Annotated in this window: 11 protein-coding genes; 3 read left to right on the top strand and 8 right to left on the bottom strand. The window is 65.0% G+C overall.

From position 1 onward, the window contains the following. The first annotated feature begins 70 nt into the window (after positions 1–70). Positions 71–883, top strand: coding sequence for a helix-turn-helix domain-containing protein (locus tag MJ8_RS10605; RefSeq protein WP_201414323.1), 813 nt, complete (start codon positions 71–73; stop codon positions 881–883). 2 nt (positions 884–885) lie between these two features. Here the strand turns inward: MJ8_RS10605 and MJ8_RS10600 are convergent, their stop codons facing one another. After that, positions 886–1833, bottom strand: a complete 948-nt coding sequence (locus MJ8_RS10600) for a DMT family transporter (protein WP_201414322.1) — start codon at positions 1831–1833, stop codon at positions 886–888. Positions 1834–2046: 213 nt separating this feature from the next. On the opposite strand from MJ8_RS10600, the gene pepN reads away from it, so the two are divergent. Next, on the top strand, positions 2047–4692 hold the full coding sequence (pepN, locus tag MJ8_RS10595; RefSeq protein ID WP_201414321.1) for an aminopeptidase N: 2646 nt from the start codon (positions 2047–2049) through the stop codon (positions 4690–4692). Positions 4693–4993: 301 nt separating this feature from the next. Next, the gene (locus MJ8_RS10590; protein ID WP_201414320.1) at positions 4994–7315 is read left to right on the top strand and encodes a PAS domain-containing sensor histidine kinase; all 2322 of its coding nucleotides are present in this window, start codon (positions 4994–4996) and stop codon (positions 7313–7315) included. On the opposite strand, the gene MJ8_RS10585 is transcribed toward MJ8_RS10590, so the two are convergent. From MJ8_RS10585 to ccmE, 7 genes are all read right to left on the bottom strand, one after another. Continuing rightward, positions 7312–10278, bottom strand: a complete 2967-nt coding sequence (locus MJ8_RS10585; protein WP_201414319.1) for a bifunctional [glutamine synthetase] adenylyltransferase/[glutamine synthetase]-adenylyl-L-tyrosine phosphorylase — start codon at positions 10276–10278, stop codon at positions 7312–7314. The two genes, MJ8_RS10590 and MJ8_RS10585, sit on opposite strands and share 4 nt — an antisense overlap. A gap of 113 nt (positions 10279–10391) precedes the next feature. Beyond that, entirely contained in the window at positions 10392–11873 is a 1482-nt protein-coding gene (locus MJ8_RS10580; RefSeq protein WP_201414318.1) for a sensor histidine kinase, read from the bottom strand. 109 nt (positions 11874–11982) lie between these two features. After that, complete coding sequence (locus tag MJ8_RS10575) at positions 11983–12657, bottom strand: response regulator transcription factor (protein WP_040991372.1); 675 nt, start codon at positions 12655–12657, stop codon at positions 11983–11985. 204 nt (positions 12658–12861) lie between these two features. Beyond that, positions 12862–14412 carry a Do family serine endopeptidase gene (locus MJ8_RS10570; protein ID WP_201414317.1) on the bottom strand — a complete coding sequence of 517 codons (1551 nt, stop codon included), beginning with the start codon at positions 14410–14412 and terminating at the stop codon, positions 12862–12864. 332 nt (positions 14413–14744) lie between these two features. Further along, positions 14745–15206 (bottom strand): cytochrome c-type biogenesis protein, encoded by a 462-nt coding sequence (locus MJ8_RS10565; RefSeq protein ID WP_201414316.1) that lies wholly within the window; start codon positions 15204–15206, stop codon positions 14745–14747. Then, a complete protein-coding gene (locus MJ8_RS10560; RefSeq protein WP_201414315.1) occupies positions 15203–17185 on the bottom strand; it encodes a heme lyase CcmF/NrfE family subunit in 1983 nt (660 codons plus the stop codon). The genes MJ8_RS10565 and MJ8_RS10560 overlap by 4 nt, the downstream gene beginning before the upstream one ends. Beyond that, positions 17185–17628 carry a cytochrome c maturation protein CcmE gene (ccmE, locus tag MJ8_RS10555; protein WP_201414314.1) on the bottom strand — a complete coding sequence of 148 codons (444 nt, stop codon included), beginning with the start codon at positions 17626–17628 and terminating at the stop codon, positions 17185–17187. The genes MJ8_RS10560 and ccmE overlap by 1 nt, the downstream gene beginning before the upstream one ends. Between the last annotated feature and the right edge of the window lie 4 nt (positions 17629–17632).

Here is a 17632-nt window from a genome sequence, read left to right as displayed (position 1 = left end):
CCAACGGTGAGGTTGCCAATAACCTCCCAGGTAATTGAAACGCTTCGCCCGTCGCCTTACTCATCCCTCCATGACCACATCCGAACCCTCCGCCGGCAGCCTGATCCGCGAGTGGCGCACGCGGCGGCGCATGAGCCAGCTCGATCTCGCCATGGAGGCCGATATCTCACAGCGGCATCTCTCCTTCGTCGAGAGCGGCCGCGCCCAGCCGTCGCGGGAGATGGTGCTGCATCTGGCCGAGCAGCTCTCGATCCCGCTGCGTCAGCGCAATCAGTTGCTGCTCGCGGCGGGCTTCGCGCCGAGCTTCAGCGAAAAGCCACTCACCGACGCCACGCTGGCGCCGGCGATGGCCGCCGTCGAGACCGTACTCAAGGGCCACGAGCCCTTTCCGGCGCTGGCTGTGGACCGGCACTGGGATCTCGTGTCAGCCAATGCCGCGATCGCTCCATTCCTGGCCGATATTTCCGAACAGTCGCTGCTCCAGCCGCCAATCAATGTGCTGCGGCTCAGCCTGCATCCAGGCGGTGTCGCTCCGCGCATCGTCAATCTGGCGGAATGGCGCGCGCATCTGCTTGAACGGCTGAAGCACCTGAGCGACGCGACCGGCGATGCGGTGCTGATCGAATTGGAGCGCGAGCTGCGCGCCTATCCGCCCGGCTTGAAGAGCGGGCGCCCCGCGCCGGTCGAGCCGAGCGGCATCGTGCATCCGCTCAGGCTCGCGCATGGCGACCATGTGCTTTCCTTCATCAGCACGATCACCGTGTTCGGCACGCCGCTCGACGTCACGCTGTCGGAGCTCGCGATCGAATCCTTTTTCCCGGCCGATGAGCAGACTCGCGCTGTGCTGGTGCAGCTGGCGAAGGAACGAGTGTCAGCCTCGTAGCCTTACCCCTGCGGCGGCGCGGCCGTCCTGGTGCGGGTACGCTCCAGGCCGAGCTGCCGCTCGCGCCAGATGATGAAGATGCCGGCGGCGACCACGATAAGGCCGCCGATCAGTGTGTTGAGCGAGGTCACGTCGCCGAAGACGAAAAAGCCGACGACGACGCCGAGGATCATCGAGGTGTATTCGAAGGGCGCCACGACCGAGGCCTCGGCATGGCGATAGGCCGCCGTCATCAGGATCTGGCCTAGGCCGCCGCAGAAGCCGGCAAAAACGAGCAGTGCCGCCTGCAGCGGCGTCAGCGCCTGCCAGCCGAAAGGCAGGCTGAAAAGCGACAGCACCGAAGCCGTCGAGGAGAACCACAGCACGATGGTCGCCGTCTTCTCCGTCTGCACGAGATTGCGCACCAGGAGCATGGCGACCGCGGAGATCGCCGCGGCGATCAGCGCTGCCATGACGCCCAGCACCTCCTGATCGTCGAGGCCCTGATCGGAATTGAGCAGCGTCAGTTCCGGCCAGGAGATGATCAGCACGCCGGCAAGACCGACCGCGACCGCGCTCCAGCGGTAGACGCGGATCGTCTCGCCGAGGAAGACCGAGGAAAACACAACGACCAGCAACGGCTGGGCGTAGTTCAGGGTGATCGCTTCGGGGAGCGGCAGCCTGGTCAGCGCGAAGAAGCCGAGCCCCATGGCGCCGACACCGACAAGGCCGCGCGCGATATGGTTGAACGGCCGCCTGGTCGTGAAGGCGGTGGCGAGCTCGCCCTTGAAGGCCAGGAAGGCGACAATCGGGAAGATGGCGAAGAAGGAGCGGAAGAAGACGATCTGCCCGGCGGGCACGTCGCCGGCCGCCTTGATGCAGGTCTGCATGCCGACGAAAACCGTCACCGAGACGATCTTCAGAGTGATGCCGCGCAGCGCGCTGTGGCCGACGGCATGATCGACGGTCATCTTGCCTCGTGGTGATGGTCGGAGAACGAAGCCGCGAAATAGGCCAAAAGCAATTCCAGAAAAAGTGTGTAACGGTTTTCCGTCCGGAATTGCGAAACACAATCTATGCCGCAGTTTTGTCGAGTGGCCGTTTCGTGTAAAGAGCGCGCACCTCAAATTCTTGGACCAGCCACGCTGGCCCTCCGCCCGAAATCGACAGGAAAAGCCCAAGGAATGCGTACCGATACCGGCCAGGTCTTCAGGCTCGAAGACTATCGCCCCAGCGACTATCTCATCCCGAGGACCAGCCTCGACTTCCGCCTGTCGCCGGATGCAACCCATGTCACCGCGCTGCTCACCATCGAGCGGCGCGAGGGCATCGCCGCCTCGGCGCCGCTGGTGCTCGATGGCGACGGGCTGACGCTGCTCGGCATTGCCATCGACGGCCATTTGCTGCAGGCCAGCGATTATGAGGCGACGCCGGACCGGCTGACGATCCTGAAGCCGCCGGCAGGGCGACGTTTCGAACTTCGCCTGGAGACGGAGATCGCGCCGTCGCGCAACGAGGCACTGATGGGCCTCTATCGCTCCAACAACGTTTATTGCACGCAATGCGAGGCCGAGGGCTTTCGCCGCATCACCTACTTCCTCGACCGTCCCGACATCCTGTCGGTCTACACCGTGCGCATCGAAGCCCCGCACAACGAGGCGCCGCTGCTGCTCTCCAACGGCAATCCCGTCGAACGCGGCGCGCTCGACGGCGGCCGGCATTACGCGGTCTGGCATGACCCTTTCCCCAAGCCCTCCTACCTCTTCGCGCTGGTGGCTGGAGCGCTCGGCAAGGTGGCGAGCAACTTCACCACAATGTCCGGCCGCGAGGTCGAACTCGGCATCTATGTGGAGCCCGGCAAGGAGCGGCTTGCGGGCTATGCGATGGATGCGCTGAAGCGCTCGATGAAATGGGACGAGGAGGCCTTCGGCCGCGAATACGACCTCGACGTCTTCAACATCGTCGCCGTGTCCGATTTCAACATGGGCGCTATGGAGAATAAGGGCCTCAACGTCTTCAACGACAAATATGTGCTGGCCGACGAAGAGACGGCGACCGATGCCGACTTCGCCAATATCGAGGCGATCATCGCGCATGAGTATTTCCACAATTGGACCGGCAACAGAATCACTTGCCGCGACTGGTTCCAGCTCTGCCTGAAGGAAGGGCTGACCGTTTACCGCGACCACGAGTTCTCCGCCGACCAGCGCTCGCGGGCGGTGAAACGCATCGCGGAGGTGCGCACGCTGCGCGCGCATCAGTTCCCGGAAGACCAGGGACCGCTGGCGCATCCGGTCAGACCGCGGCGCTACCGCGAGATCAACAATTTCTACACGGCGACTGTCTACGAGAAGGGTTCGGAAGTGGTGCGGATGATCCGCACCATCCTCGGCGCGGAAACCTTCCGCGCCGGCATGGACCTCTATTTCGAACGGCATGACGGCGAAGCCGCGACGATCGAGGATTTCCTCAAAGTGTTCGAGGATGTCTCCGGCCGCGACCTGGCGCAATTCGCGCTCTGGTACCATCAGGCGGGCACGCCGAACCTGACGGTGAGCTCCGCGCACAATGCCGCCGCCAAGGAGTTCACGCTGGAGATCGAGCAGTCGGTGCCGCCGACGCCGTCTGAAAGCCGCAAGCGGTTGATGCATATTCCGCTTGCGTTCGGACTTGTCGGCGCCGACGGCAAGCCTGTCGCTTGGGATTCGGTCGAGGGCGCAACGGTGGATGACGGCGTCATCCATATCCGCAAGCGCCGGCACATGGTGCGCTTCACCGGTGTCGCCGAGCGGCCCGTCGTGTCGCTCAACCGCGGCTTCTCGGCGCCGATCACGCTTTCGGTGCAGCAGAAGGCGGACGACCAGTTCTTCCTCGCGGCGCATGACAGCGACGCCTTCTCGCGCTGGCAGGCATTCAACACGCTGTTGACCGACGCCCTGATCGCCGCCTTCCGACAGGTGCTCGGCGGCAAGGCGCCGGTCTTTTCAGGACGCCTCGCCGAGCTTGCCGGCAGGATCGCCGGCGACGAGGCGCTGGAGCCTGCCTACCGGGCGCTGGCCCTGACGCTGCCCGGCGAAGCCGACATTGCCCGCGACATCGGCAAGGGCATCGACCCCGACGCCATCTTTGCCGCGCGCGAGGCGTTGGCGCGGACGATCGCCGAGGCAAACAGCGACGCCTTTTCGGCGCTCTATGACAACCTTGCCGACAAGGGTCCGTTCAGCCCGGACGCGGCGAGCGCAGGGCGCAGGGCGCTCCGCAACATCCTGCTCGACTATCTTTCGCTGCTGCCGGAAGGCGCCACCCTTGCCGCGAGGCACTTCAACGCCGCCACCAACATGACAGACCGCGCCGCGGCGCTTGCCGTGCTGGCGCATCGCCATCCGGGCAGGGCCGAGGCCGAGGAGGCGCTGGCGGCCTTTGAGGCGCGCTATCGAAGCGACGCGCTGGTGCTCGACAAATGGTTCCAGATCCAGGCCGGTGTGCCGGGCGCGAAGACCGTCGACAAGGTGCGCGAGTTGATGCGGCATCCGGCCTTCTCGATCGCCAACCCGAACCGGGTGCGTTCGCTGATCGGCACCTTCTCCAGCGCCAACCAGACCGGCTTCCACCGTCCCGACGGCGAAGGCTACCGCCTGTTCGCCGAGACGGTGCTGGAGGTGGAGAAGCGCAACCCGCAAGTCGCGGCGCGGCTGGCGACGGCGCTCAGGTCCTGGCGCTCGCTGGAGCCCGGACGCCAGGCCAAAGCCAAACAGGCGCTGCTCGACATGGCCAAGGTCGAGAACCTGTCCGCGGATCTGCGCGATATCGTGGAGCGGACGCTGGCGTAGCGCTCTCTGCCTTCTCCCCCTGTGGGAGAAGGTGTCGCCGAAGGCGACGGATGAGGGGTGCTCCAGGGAAAGCCGACGTCTCACTTCGCTGGAACACCCCTCATCCGTCTCGGCGCTTGCGCGCCGATCCACCTTCTCCCACAGGGGGAGAAGGGAAAAAGCCGCAATTTCAATCAACTTTTAATCTTTTTCGCCCGGCCCTCTGGACAAGGCGAATCACCTTTGATTCTTTACTGACGATTCGGGGCGTGCGGCGTAACCGGATCATCCAGTAGATACGGCAGATCGGGGAGTGCCATTTATGGCCAAGGCGGACGCGTGGGGCGCGCCCGGAGGGAAGGCTTTTGCGCGTCGCAAGGCAAGGAACGATGGACTTGCCGGCAATACGCGCCTGATCGCCGAACCTGCCTATCAGCGGCTCTTGGCCGCCGAGCCCTTTCTGCGCCGTTCGATCCCGGCTCTGATCATCATCTTCCTGATCGTCATCGCCGCGGTGCGCTTTCTGTCGCTGATGAACGAGCATGACGAGATCGAGCGCGACGCCAAGGCCGTGCTGGCGCTGGGCGCCGGCCAGATGGCGCAGGCCATCACCGCCGACCCCACAGCGGCCGGCGCCAACGCCGTAAGCCTCCTGGAAAATACCAGCCGCCAGGGCGCCATGAGCCGCGCCCATGTGCTCGCCATTACCGACGCCAACTTCAAGGTCATCGCCGTCTCGCCGCTGTCGACGGGCTGGCAGGGCCGCACGCTGGACAGTTTGGTGCTGGGTGGCCAGCCGCTGTTCATGTTCGGCGACCGTGCCGGCGTGATGGATGTGAGCATCTCAGGACAGGACTGGTTCGCAGCCGTCAGCCTCAGCGGCGATCGCAAACATGCAGCTGCCGTTCTGGTGCCGCAGGAAGCGGTGTTCGACAGCTGGCGCAAGTCGATGTCGCTCAACGTCACGCTGTTCGTGCTGACGGCGGGCGTGCTGATCGTCATCCTCTACGCCTATTTCGGCCAAGCGGCACGTGCCCAGGCGGCGGATCGCATCTATCTCGAGGCGCATCAGCGCATCGACATGGCGCTGGTGCGCGGCCGCTGCGGGCTGTGGGACTGGGACATGGTGCGCGGCAAGATGTACTGGTCGCGCTCGATGTACGAAATGTTGGGCTACGAGCCCTGCGATACGATGCTCTCCTTCGGCGAGGTCGACGAGATCATCCACCCCGACGACGGCGACCTCTTCGAGCTCGCCAACCGCATCGTCGAGCGCGAGATCGACCATATCGACCAGGTGTTCCGCATGCGCCACGCCGATGGCCAATGGGTGTGGATGCGGGCCCGCGCCCAGGTCATCGATCCGGAAGCGCCGGAAATCCAGCTGATCGGCATTGCCGTCGACGTCACCGAGCAGCGTCACCTGGCGCTGCGCTCGGAAGCAGCCGACATGCGGCTCAGGACCGCGATCGAGAACATCAACGAATCCTTCGTGCTGTGGGATGCCGCCGAGCGGCTGATCATGTGCAATTCGAAGTTCCAGAAGGACAACGGCCTGTCGGACCGCGACGTCGTGCCCGGCATTCTCCGAGAGGCGGTGGAGGAGCGGATGCTGGCCTTCGCCTCGGAGCGCAGGCTCGCCAACGCCAACGGGCCGCAGGGCGGCGTCAGCTTCGAGCGCCAGCTCGCGGACGGGCGCTGGCTGCAGGTCAACGAGCTCAGGACCCGCGACGGCGGCATCGTCTCGGTCGGCTCCGACATCACCCAGATCAAGCTGCACCAGGAAAAGCTGGTCGACAGCGAGCGCCGGCTGATGGCGACGATCCACGATCTCAGCCTCGCCCGTCGCGCCGAAGAGGAACGGGCCAGCGAGCTGGTCGAGCTCAACCGCAAATACATGAAGGAAACGGAGCGGGCCGAGGCGGCCAACCGCGCCAAGTCGGAGTTCCTGGCCAACATGTCGCATGAGCTGCGCACGCCGCTCAACGCCATCATCGGCTTCTCCGAATTGATGCAGCAGGGTCTGTTCGGGCCGCTCGGCTCGGAGCGCTACGAGGAATACGCAACCGACATCAACGGCAGCGGCAAATACCTGCTCGGCGTCATCAACGACATACTCGACATGTCGAAGATCGAGGCTGGCCAGTTCTCGCTCGACCGCGAGGAGATCGACCTCTGCCCGTTGATCAAGGAGACCGTGCGGGTGATCTCGCTGCAGGCGGCGGAGAAGTCGATCAATGTCGAGACGCGCATTGCCGATACGATGCGGGTCTACGCCGATCGCCGCGCCATCAAGCAGATCGCCATCAACCTTCTTTCCAACGCGGTGAAATTCACCGGACAGGGCGGCAAGATCACGGTCAGGGCGCGCAACACGTCTGGCGCGCTGCTGCTTACCATCGAGGACAATGGCTGCGGCATCCCCAAGCAGGCGTTGAGCAAGCTCGGCCGGCCCTTCGAGCAGGTCCAGAACCAGTTCTCCAAGAATCACACCGGCTCGGGCCTCGGCCTCGCCATCTCGCGCTCGCTGGCCGAGCTGCAAGGCGGCGCGCTGAAGATCCGCTCGACCGAAGGCGTCGGCACGATCGTATCGGTGCGCATTCCGCTGAAGAAAGCGCCGCCGACGGTGAAGGCGGCGGCTTAGTTCATCCCGCGTTTCGGCGCCGCGCCAAGCAGACGCTCGAAATCTTGTCTGACCTTCCGCGACGTCTCCTTTAGATGTGCCTCCAGCACGGTAAAATCGGGCAGGTCGGTGACCGCAAGAAGCAGGTCCGAGAGTCCCGGAGGAACATCGTCGCGCTGAAACTCTCCGGTGAGGCAAAGCCTGATCATCTGCGTCAGCGCCTGATAGAGCCGATAGGCCTCGCCAAGCTCTTCACGGACGTCGCCGCCTGCGAAACCGGGGGCCAGCCGCGCCAGAATGTCGGCCGTCGCGGTGACGCGGCGGCCGGTCTCGACATTGCCGGTGATGACAGCGACCTGGGCGATGAATTCGAGATCGATGAGCCCGCCAGGGATCAGCTTGATGTCCCAGAGGTCGCGCGGCTGCTTCTCCTTCTCGATCAGCGCCCGCATGTCCACGGCTTCGGCTTTCACCTTGGCCGCATCGCGCGGCTGCGCCAGCACCGCCGCCACTTCCGTATCGAGCTCGGCGCAGAGCTCGGCGTCGCCGCCGATGGCGCGGGCCCGTGCCAGCGCCATGTGCTCCCAGGTCCAGGCATCCTGACGCTGATATTTCTTGAACGCGTCTATATGGGTCGCGACCGGCCCCTTGTTGCCGGAGGGGCGCAGGCGCAGGTCCAACTCGTAGAGCACGCCTTCGGCGGTCGGCGCCGAGACGGCGGCGATCAGGCGCTGCGTCATGCGGGTGTAATAATGCGAAGGCGCCAGCGGCTTCTCGCCGTCGGAGTCCTCGGCGTCGGCATCATGGTCATAGAGCAGGATGAGATCGACGTCCGAGCCCGCGGTGAGTTCGCGGCTGCCGAGCTTGCCCATGCCGAGCAGCGCCACCCTGCCGCCGGCGACCCTGCCATGGCGCAGCGCGAATTCGGCGATCACCGCTTTAAGCGCCGCCTCTATGGTGAGGTCGGCGAGATCCGAGAAGGCGCGGCCCGCCCGCGCCGGATCGATCGAGCCGGCAAGCAGGCGCACGCCGATCAGGAATTTCTGCTCGGAAGCGAAAATGCGCAGCCGATCCAGCACATCCTCATAGGCGCGGTCGCCTTCGATGAATGCCGCGAGCCGCGCCGAGAGATAGGCGCGGTCAGGCAATTCGGTGAGCAGCGCCGGATCGAGCAGGCCGTCGAAGACATGCGGGCGGCGCGTGATGATGGCCGCCAGCCGCGGCGCCGCGCCCATGATGGTCGCCATCAGCTTGAGCAGCGCCGGATTCGACTGCAGCAGCGAAAAAAGCTGGATACCGGCCGGCAGGCCGGCGAGGAACTCGTCGAAGCGCATCAGCGCCTCGTCGGCGCGCCGCGTCTGGCCGAATGCTTTGAGCAGCGCCGGCGTCAGTTCGGTCAGCCGCTCGCGCGCTTCGGCCGACTGCGTGACGCGATAGCGTCCGAAATGCCAGCCGCGGATGACGCGGCAGATATCGCTCGGCCGGTGGAAGCCCAGGCCATGCAGCGTCTGCAGCGTGTCCGGATCGTCGACATCGCCGGTGAAGACCAGATTGCCGATACCGGCCGAAAGCTCGGGCGCCGTCTCGAACAGCGCCGCATAGTGGCGCTCGACCTGCTGCAGCGAGGCGCGGAAGGCCTGCGTGAAGTCGGCCTCGCCGGCGAAGCCCAGCATCAGGGCGATGCGTTTCAGCTCCTCGTCTTCTTCCGGCAGGATATGCGTCTGCTCGTCCGCCACCATCTGGATGGCGTGCTCGACGCGACGCAGGAACCAGTATTGCAGGGTGAGCGCATCGCGGGCGTCGGCGGTGATCCAGCCGCGCGCAGCGAGCGCTGCAAGCATCGGCACCGTCTCGCGGCCGCGCAGTTCCGGGAAGCGGCCGCCGGCGATGAGCTGTTGGGTCTGAACGAAGAACTCGATCTCGCGGATGCCGCCACGGCCGAGCTTGACGTTATGGCCCTTCACGGCGATCTCGCCGTGGCCCTTGTGGGCATGGATCTGGCGCTTGATCGAATGGACGTCGGCGATCGCCGCGTAGTCCATGTATTTGCGCCATACATAGGGCTGCAACTCCTTGAGGAAGGCCGCGCCCGCGGCAAGGTCGCCGGCAACCGGCCGCGCCTTGATCATGGCGGCGCGTTCCCAGTTCTGGCCGCGCGCCTCGTAATAGCGAAGCGCGGCCTCGACCGGGATCGCCAGCGGTGTCGAACCGGGATCGGGGCGCAGCCTCAGATCGGTGCGGAAGACATAGCCGTGCTCGGTGCGATCCTGCAGGATGCGCACGAGACGTCGGGTGAGCCTGGAGAACAGCTCGGTCGTGTCGAGCGGATCGATGACGGCCGGCGCCTCCGGATCGAAGAAGACGACGAGGTCGATATCGGAGGAAAAATTCAGCTCATGCGCGCCGAGCTTGCCCATGCCGAGCAGGATCCAACCAGAATCCTTGGCCGGTTCCGCCGGATTCGGCAGCTTGAGCTTGCCTTGCCGGTGCGCGTCGAGCAGTAGGAAATCGACGGCGGCGTTGGTACAGGCATCCGCGAGATCGCTGAGGCGGCGCACCGTCACCGCGGTCTCCGCCTCGCCCGAAAGATCGGCCAGCGCGATCAGGAAATGGGCTTCGGTCTTCCATTGCCGCAGCGCCATCATCAGGCCAGGCTCCGAGGCATCGTCCGCCAAGGGCGCGCCACCGATCGCCGCGCGGATTGCGGCGAGCCGCGCTTCGACCGTCCCGCCGAACAGCGTCTCGAGGATTGCCGGCCGCCTGCGCGCCACATCGCGCAGGAAGGGCGAGAGGTCGAAGATGGCCGCCAGCAGGTCCTGCAGCGGCCCCTCGCCTGCCAGAAAGGCAGCGAGACGGGAAAGCTCCTCTTCCTCGGCGGCATCGGCGATTTCCGACAATTCGCGCCGGGCATGCTCCGCGTCCAGAGGCTGGAGCGCCAGTCTCGGGCTAAGCCGCAACTCGGATTCGATTTTCTTCTTCGCCATTCATCCGCGCCATTAAAGCTGTCTCACGAAAGTGGGCCCGGTTTCGGGACAAAGACATGCTTAAATCAAAAGCTTAAAGCAGGTCGCGTGAATCCTTTCTCACGCGACCTGCTTCAATGCGTCTCCCGCTGCGGGAAACTCATGACCACGGACAATCCGGGATCGGCGGGTAAAAGATCAAGCCTTCCGTTGTGGAAAGTCATGATTGCCTTGGCCAGGCTGAGGCCCAAGCCCGAGCCCGGCTGCGAGCGGCTCTTTTCCAGGCGCACGAAGCGTTCGGTGGCGCGGGCGCGATCGGCGTCGTCGGGAATGCCGTGGCCATTGTCGGTGACGGTAAGCTTGATCTCGTTGCCGGCGCGCTCCAACGCCACGCGCACTTTCGGCGCCTCGGCGGCGTCCGTCGAATATTTGATGGCGTTGTCGACGATGTTGGACAAAGCCTGGCCGATCAGCTCGCGGTTGCCGTTGATCGTGAAGGCCTCGGGCACGGTCGCCTCGAGCGCGACGCCCGCTTCCTCCGCCACCGGCTCGTAGAGCTCGACGACGTCGCGCACCGTGGCGGCGAGATCGACGGGACCGGTCTGTTCCGAGGAATAGCCGGCCTCCAGGCGCGAGATCATCAAGATGGCGTTGAACGTCTTGATCAGTTGGTCGGACTCCGCGATCGTGCCTTCCAGCGCCTGGCGGTAATCCTCCGTCTTGTGCCTGCCCGCGAGCGTCGCCTCGGCGCGGTTGCGCAGCCTGGTCAGCGGCGTCTTCAGATCATGGGCGATGTTGTCGGAGACCTGCTTCAGCCCCTCGTTCAGCATTGCGATCCTGGCCAGCATCGCATTGAGGTTTTCCGACAGCCGGTCGAATTCGTCGCCGGCGCCGGTGACCGGCAGACGTCCGCTGAGATCGCCGCCCATGATGCGACGGCTGGCGTCAGAGACGCTGTCGATGCGCTTGAGCGCCGCGCGCCCGACAAAGAACCAGATCAGGATGCCGCCGAGCCCCATCATGCCCAGCGCCAGTGTCAGCGCACGGCTGATGACGGCGCGGAAGCGCTCCGGCTCGCCGAGATCGCGGCCGACCAGCATGATCATCTGGTTGGGCAGCCTCAGCACCAGCGCGATGGCGTTGTGGCCCTTTTCTCCCTGGGACTGGGGAGTGTTGCCGCTGTCGCCAGCCTGAGGCGTCGGCTGGTCGGTCGCTCCACTGCGCAACCGGTCGAGTTCACCCTCGCCGAAGCGCTGGTATGAAAAGGGCTGCGTCGTCCAGCCCTCGGTCTCGATCACCCCCGGCTCCAGGCTCTGCACGTTGCCGGTCAGGATCTGACCATTGGCGTCGGCGATGAGATAGAGGTTGGCACCTGGCTGGCGCGAGCGGTTTTCGACCACGCGCACCAGCACCGGCAGGCCGCCGCGCTGATAGGCGCGGGCAAGGCCCAGCACCTCGTCGTTGATGGTCTCCTGCGTCTGCGCGGTCAGCATGCGCGCCGACAGCGACGTCATGTAGAGGACGAGCAGCACCGCGCAGAGCGCGAAAAGCAGAAGATAAAGCGCCGAGAGCCGGGCCGCCGTCGTCTTCATGATGGCCGGCAGGGACAATGCCATAACGGGTTCTTAGATCAGGATGACGATTTTCCGAATCGTCATCCTGATCTAACCCCTTGTTGCAGCATGATCTGTTCCGAAAACCGGTTCCCACTTTTCGGGATCATGCTTATCCGCCTTTCAGCATGTAGCCGGCGCCGCGGATCGTGTGCAGGATCGGCTTGTCGAAGCCCTTTTCGATCTTGCCGCGCAGGCGCGAGACGTGGACATCGATGACATTGGTCTGCGGGTCGAAATGGTAGTCCCAGACATTCTCCAGGAGCATGGTGCGCGTGACCACCTGGCCGGCATGGCGCATCAGATATTCGAGCAGGCGGAACTCGCGCGGCTGCAGCGTGATCTCACGGCCGGCGCGCTTGACCGAATGCGACAGCCGGTCGAGCTCGAGATCGCCGACCCTGTAGACGGTCTCGGATTCGCGCGCGCTGGCGCGGCGGTTCAGCACCTCGACGCGGGCGAGCAATTCGGAAAAGGCGTAGGGTTTGGTCAGATAATCGTCGCCGCCGGCCCGCAGGCCCGTGACGCGGTCGTCGACCTCGCCCAGCGCCGACAGGATCAACACCGGCGTGGTGTTGCCGCGCGAGCGAAGGGCGGCGATCACCGACAGGCCGTCGCGGCGCGGCATCAGGCGGTCGACCACCATTACGTCATAATCGCCGGCATCGGCGAGCGCGAAGCCGGTCTCGCCGTCGCCGGCGACATGGGCGGTGTGGCCCGCTTCGGCGAAAGCTTTCTGCAAGTAATCCGCCGCCTCGCGATCGTCTTCCATGACGAGAATCTTCATGGAGCCGTTATACGCGATTTCATTGGAAGGTTGAGAGGCAGTCATGGCTCATAGCCCTTATGTTAAAGCGGCAGCGGGTGATGGGAAACCCGCTGCCGCCAGGAGCGAAACACGGTGACTGACTTACGTGCTCGGCCCCATGTTTTCCCGGCGGTGGCTCGGGGGTGTTGATACCGCCGCAGGGAAAATCTGAACGCTGATGCCTCAGCCCTTGCCGACCGGCAGCGCCACGAAGCGGTTCGAGTCGTCGCGGGTGATCTGCATCAGCACGGCCTTGCGGCCAGCTTTGGCGGCATCGGTCATCGCCTTGGAGACGTCGTCGGTGGTGTTCACCTCGTTCGAATTGATCGAGGTGATGACGTCGCCGGGCTGGATGCCGCGGTCGGCCGCATCGCTGTCGGGATCGACATCGGTGACCACGAGGCCCTTGCCTTTTTCGGCCTTGGTCACGGTCAGGCCGAGATCGGCAAGCGTGTCGGCCTTGGCGGCGGGCGCCGACTGCTTGTTGCTGTCGTCGTTCGAGGCCTGCTTGTCGCTCGCGGGCAGCGTGCCGAGATCGACCTTGACCGTCTCGTTCTTGCCGTTGCGCCAGACGGTGACGTCGACCGATTTGCCCGGCGCGAACGCACCGATCATGCGGGCGAGCTCCTTCGGCGACGCGACATCCTTGCCGTCGACCTGGGTGATGACGTCACCGGCGACGATGCCCGCCTTCTTGCCCGGCCCGCCATCCTGGGCGCTCGAAACCAGCGCGCCCTTGTCCGACTTCAGGCCGAGCGATTCGGCGATGTCGGAGGTGACCGGCTGGATTTCGACGCCGAGCCAGCCGCGCTGGACCGAACCGCTCTTCATCAGATCCTGGACGACCTGCTTGGCGGTCGAGGCCGGGATGTCGAAGGCGATGCCGACGCTGCCGCCCGACGGCGAGAAGATGGCGGTGTTGATGCCGATCACCTGGCCGTTGAGGTTGAAGGTCGGACCGCCCGAATTGCCGCGGTTGACCGAAGCGTCGATCTGGATGAAGTCGTCATAGGGGCCGGCGCCGATGTCACGGCCGCGAGCCGAGACGATGCCCGCGGTGACGGTGCCGCCAAGGCCGAACGGATTGCCGACGGCAACCACCCAGTCGCCGATGCGGACCTTGGAATCGTCGGCGAAGTCCACATAAGTGAACTTGTTGCCGCCGCCATCAACCTTGAGCACGGCAAGGTCGGTGCGCGGGTCGGTGCCGATCAGCTTGGCGTCGAGCTCCTTGCCGTCATTGGTGACGACGCTGAAATCGGAGCCTTCCGACACGACGTGGTTGTTGGTGACGAGATAGCCGTCCTCGGAGATGAAGAAGCCCGACCCTTGAGCGATCGGACGCGGCTGGCCATTGCCATGGTCGCGGTGGTTGAAGCGACGCATGCCGAACTGGCCGCCCTGGTCGCCGAAGCCGCGGAATTCCTTGAAGAAGCGGCGCAGCTGCGGATTGTCGGGCAGGTTGTCGAAGCCATCCTGATCGTCGGAGCCGTCATCGGCGGTCGGCTGGATCTTGGCCTTGACCTTGACGCTGACGACCGCCGGCGAGACGTGCTCCACGACATCGGCGAAGCTCGGCATCTGCGGGGCTTCGACGCGCACGGCATCGGCCAGCACGGGGGCGGTGCCGGTTGCGAGCATGCCCGCGCCGACCGTGCCGACAACGGCAAGGGAAGCGACGGCGGCCATCAGGCGCTTTCGGGTGAGGGAATATGAATTGGGGGCAATATTCATGGGATTTCGTTTCCTCTTTCGAAGGGATGCGCTCAGGCGAAGCATCCTCGGGCAAGAGGATTAGAGAGCCGCACATTACGGCGCCATTTCCGGTACATGAAAGTTTTGTAATGTTGATGGAGTTCGTCATTCCAGGGCGAAGCAGGAGCGAAGCTCCGTCGCGGAGACCCTGGAATCCATTCCGTTACGCCAAGGCGTTGCTGCCGTGCGGAATTCTGCTCCGCTGCATCCCTCGGCCAGGTCACGGAATGAATCCTCGGGTCTGCGCGCGTCGCTTCGCTGCTTGCTCCGCCCGTGGATAACGACGGCGCACAGGTCTCAGCCAACCTGCGTTAATCGCGCAGCATCTTGTCGAGCGCCGCCTGCTCGTCGGCCGAAAGCGTGGTCGGTGCCGGTCGGCGCGAGCGGGCGCTGAGCACGATGAACAGGCCGCCGGCCAGAAGCAGAAGCACCGGCGTGCCCCACAGAAGCGCGTTGCGCAGGCTGAAGCGCGGCTTCAAGAGCACGAACTCGCCATAGCGCGAGACGATATAGTCCATCACCTGCTGGTCGCTGTCGCCGGCGACGAGGCGCTGGCGCACGAGGACGCGCAGGTCGCGGGCCAGATCAGCGTCGGATTCGTCGATCGACTGGTTCTGGCAGACCATACAGCGAAGGCCTTCCGAGAGCGCCCGCGCCCTCGCCTCCAGCGCCGGGTCCTGCAGCACTTCATCCGGCTTCACCGCCTGTGCCGTGCCGGCGAAGAACAGCGCCAGCAGCAGTGCCAGCGAGGCGAGCGAAAATCTCGTTTTCATGTCGGGCTGGCCACGACGGCGGCCGGCTTGCGCCGCCTTGCCGGCGCGCCGACGCGCAGGCGGCGGTCGAGCAGCGACATCGCCGCGCCCGCCATCATCACCAGCCCGCCGCCCCAGATCAGCGTCACCAGCGGCTTCCACCACAGCCGCACGACGACGGAACCGTCATTGTTCTCGTCGCCAAGCGACAGATAGAGCTGACTCAAGCCCAACGTCCTGATGCCGGACTCCGTCGTCACAGTCTGGCGCACCGGATAGAAGCGCTTCGCAGAGGTTATCTCGCCATCGGCGTTGCCGTCTGACATCAGCAGGAAGCGGCCACGATCCTCGGTGAAGTTGGGACCCTTCTGTGGGGTGAGTCCCTCGAAGCGCAGCGTGTGGCCGGAGAGCTCCACGGTTTCGCCGGGACGCATGGTGAGGATTTTCTCGGTGCCGAAGCAGAGCGTGGCGACGATGCCGAGCAAGGTCAGCCCGAGGCCGAGATGGGCAAGCGCCGTGCCGAAGACCGAGCGCGGCAGACCGGCGAGGCGGCGGAGCATCACGGCCGGCGCCACGGAGCCGAAACCGGATTTGACGGCAAGGTCGGTCAGCGCGCCGGCGACGAGCCAGACAGCAAGGCCGACGCCGAGTGCTGCAAAGACCGAAGCGCCATCGATGAACAGGCCGGTGACCAGCATCGCGGCGGTCGCGAGCGCAAAGGCCGCCATCAGCCGCTGCGAGGCGGCAATGACGTCTCCGCGCTTCCAGGCGAGCAGCGGGCCGAACGGCACGATCGCCAAGAGCGGCAGCATCAGCGGACCGAAGGTGAGGTCGAAGAAGGGAGCACCGACCGAGATCTTGCCGCCGGTCAGCGCCTCCAGTGCCAGCGGGTAGAGCGTGCCGACCAGCACGGTCGCAGTGGCGGTGGTGAGGAAGAGGTTGTTCAGCACCAGCGCGCCTTCGCGCGAGATCGGGTGGAACAGGCCGCCTGCCGTCAGTTGCGAGGCGCGCAGCGCAAACAGCGCCAGCGAGCCGCCGATGAACAAGGTCAGGATGCACAGGATGAAGACGCCTCGCGCCGGATCGGTCGCGAAGGCGTGCACGGAGGTGAGCACGCCGGAACGCACCAGGAAGGTGCCGAGCAGCGACAGCGAGAAGGTTAGGATTGCCAAGAGCAGCGTCCATATCTTCAGCGCCGAGCGCTTCTCCATGACGATCGCCGAATGGAGCAGCGCGGTGCCGGCGAGCCACGGCATGAAGGAGGCGTTTTCGACCGGATCCCAGAACCAGAAGCCGCCCCAGCCGAGCTCGTAATACGCCCAATAGGAACCCATGGCGATGCCGCCGGTGAGGAACATCCAGGCGACGAGCGTCCAGGGCCGTACCCAGCGCGCCCATGAGGCGTCGATGCGCCCCTCGATCAGCGCCGCGACCGAGAAGGAGAAGCAGATCGAGAAGCCGACATAGCCGAGATAGAGCAGCGGCGGATGGATGGCGAGGCCGAGGTCCTGCAGGATCGGGTTCAAGTCGCGGCCTTCGATCGGTGCGGGATTGAGACGGATAAACGGATTGGAGGTCGCCAGGATGAACAGGAAGAAGGCGGCGCCGATCATGCCCTGCACGGCCAGCACATTGGCCTTCAGGCTTGCCGGCAGATTGTTGCCGAAGACGGCGACGAGCGCGCCGAAGAAAGTGAGGATCAGCACCCACAGCAGCATCGAGCCTTCGTGGTTTCCCCAGGTGCCGGTGATCTTGTAGATCATCGGCTGCAGGGAGTGGGAGTTCTCCCACACGCTCGCTACCGAGAAGTCCGAGCCGGCATAGGCGCTTGCGAGGGCGGTAAAGGACAACGCGGTCAACACGAAGCCGGTGACCGTGACTGGACCGCCGACCGCCATCAGCCGCTGGTTGCCGGTGCGGGCGCCGACCAGCGGCACCAGCATCTGCACCAGCGACAGCGCGAAGGCGAGGACGAGCGCGAAATGTCCGGTCTCAACCATTACTGGCTCTTGCTTTCCACCCAGACGCCCTTGGCCTTCAGGCCGTCGGCGACCTCTTTCGGCATATACCGCTCGTCATGCTTGGCCAACACGCTGTCGGCGACGAAAACCCCGTCCGGCCCGAAAGCGCCCTCGGTTATGACGCCCTGCCCCTCACGGAAGAGATCGGGCAGGATGCCGGTGTAGGTCACCTTGACGGATTTCTGCGTGTCGGTAACCGAGAAGGCCACGGTTGCGCCATTGCCGCGCATGACAGTGCCGCTCTCCACGAGGCCGCCAAGGCGGATGCGCTGCCCGGGCTGGACGCTTGCCGTTGCCAGTTCCGCCGGCATGTAGAAATAGGAAGCCTTCTGTCCCAGCGCATAGAAGGTGAGCCCGGCAGCGGCCCCGAGGAACGCCAGCCCCGCCAGGATCACCGACAACCGCTTCTGCTTGCGCGTCATTGCC

Source organism: Mesorhizobium sp. J8, from assembly GCF_016591715.1.
Taxonomy (GTDB): Bacteria; Pseudomonadota; Alphaproteobacteria; order Rhizobiales; family Rhizobiaceae; genus Mesorhizobium.
The sequence above is the reverse complement of the archived record's forward strand: the minus strand, read 5'-3'. Positions and strand labels throughout refer to the sequence as shown.

Excerpts from the sequence above, each read along its gene's own strand:
- ccmE (WP_201414314.1), bottom strand. The coding sequence starts at position 17,628 with ATGACGCGCAAGCAGAAGCGGTTGTCGGTGATCCTGGCGGGGCTGGCG.
- MJ8_RS10580 (WP_201414318.1), bottom strand. The coding sequence starts at position 11,873 with ATGGCATTGTCCCTGCCGGCCATCATGAAGACGACGGCGGCCCGGCTC.
- MJ8_RS10590 (WP_201414320.1), top strand. The coding sequence starts at position 4,994 with ATGGCCAAGGCGGACGCGTGGGGCGCGCCCGGAGGGAAGGCTTTTGCG.
- MJ8_RS10565 (WP_201414316.1), bottom strand. The coding sequence starts at position 15,206 with ATGAAAACGAGATTTTCGCTCGCCTCGCTGGCACTGCTGCTGGCGCTG.
- MJ8_RS10570 (WP_201414317.1), bottom strand. The coding sequence starts at position 14,412 with ATGAATATTGCCCCCAATTCATATTCCCTCACCCGAAAGCGCCTGATG.
- MJ8_RS10575 (WP_040991372.1), bottom strand. The coding sequence starts at position 12,657 with ATGAAGATTCTCGTCATGGAAGACGATCGCGAGGCGGCGGATTACTTG.
- MJ8_RS10600 (WP_201414322.1), bottom strand. The coding sequence starts at position 1,833 with ATGACCGTCGATCATGCCGTCGGCCACAGCGCGCTGCGCGGCATCACT.
- pepN (WP_201414321.1), top strand. The coding sequence starts at position 2,047 with ATGCGTACCGATACCGGCCAGGTCTTCAGGCTCGAAGACTATCGCCCC.
- MJ8_RS10585 (WP_201414319.1), bottom strand. The coding sequence starts at position 10,278 with ATGGCGAAGAAGAAAATCGAATCCGAGTTGCGGCTTAGCCCGAGACTG.
- MJ8_RS10560 (WP_201414315.1), bottom strand. The coding sequence starts at position 17,185 with ATGGTTGAGACCGGACATTTCGCGCTCGTCCTCGCCTTCGCGCTGTCG.
- MJ8_RS10605 (WP_201414323.1), top strand. The coding sequence starts at position 71 with ATGACCACATCCGAACCCTCCGCCGGCAGCCTGATCCGCGAGTGGCGC.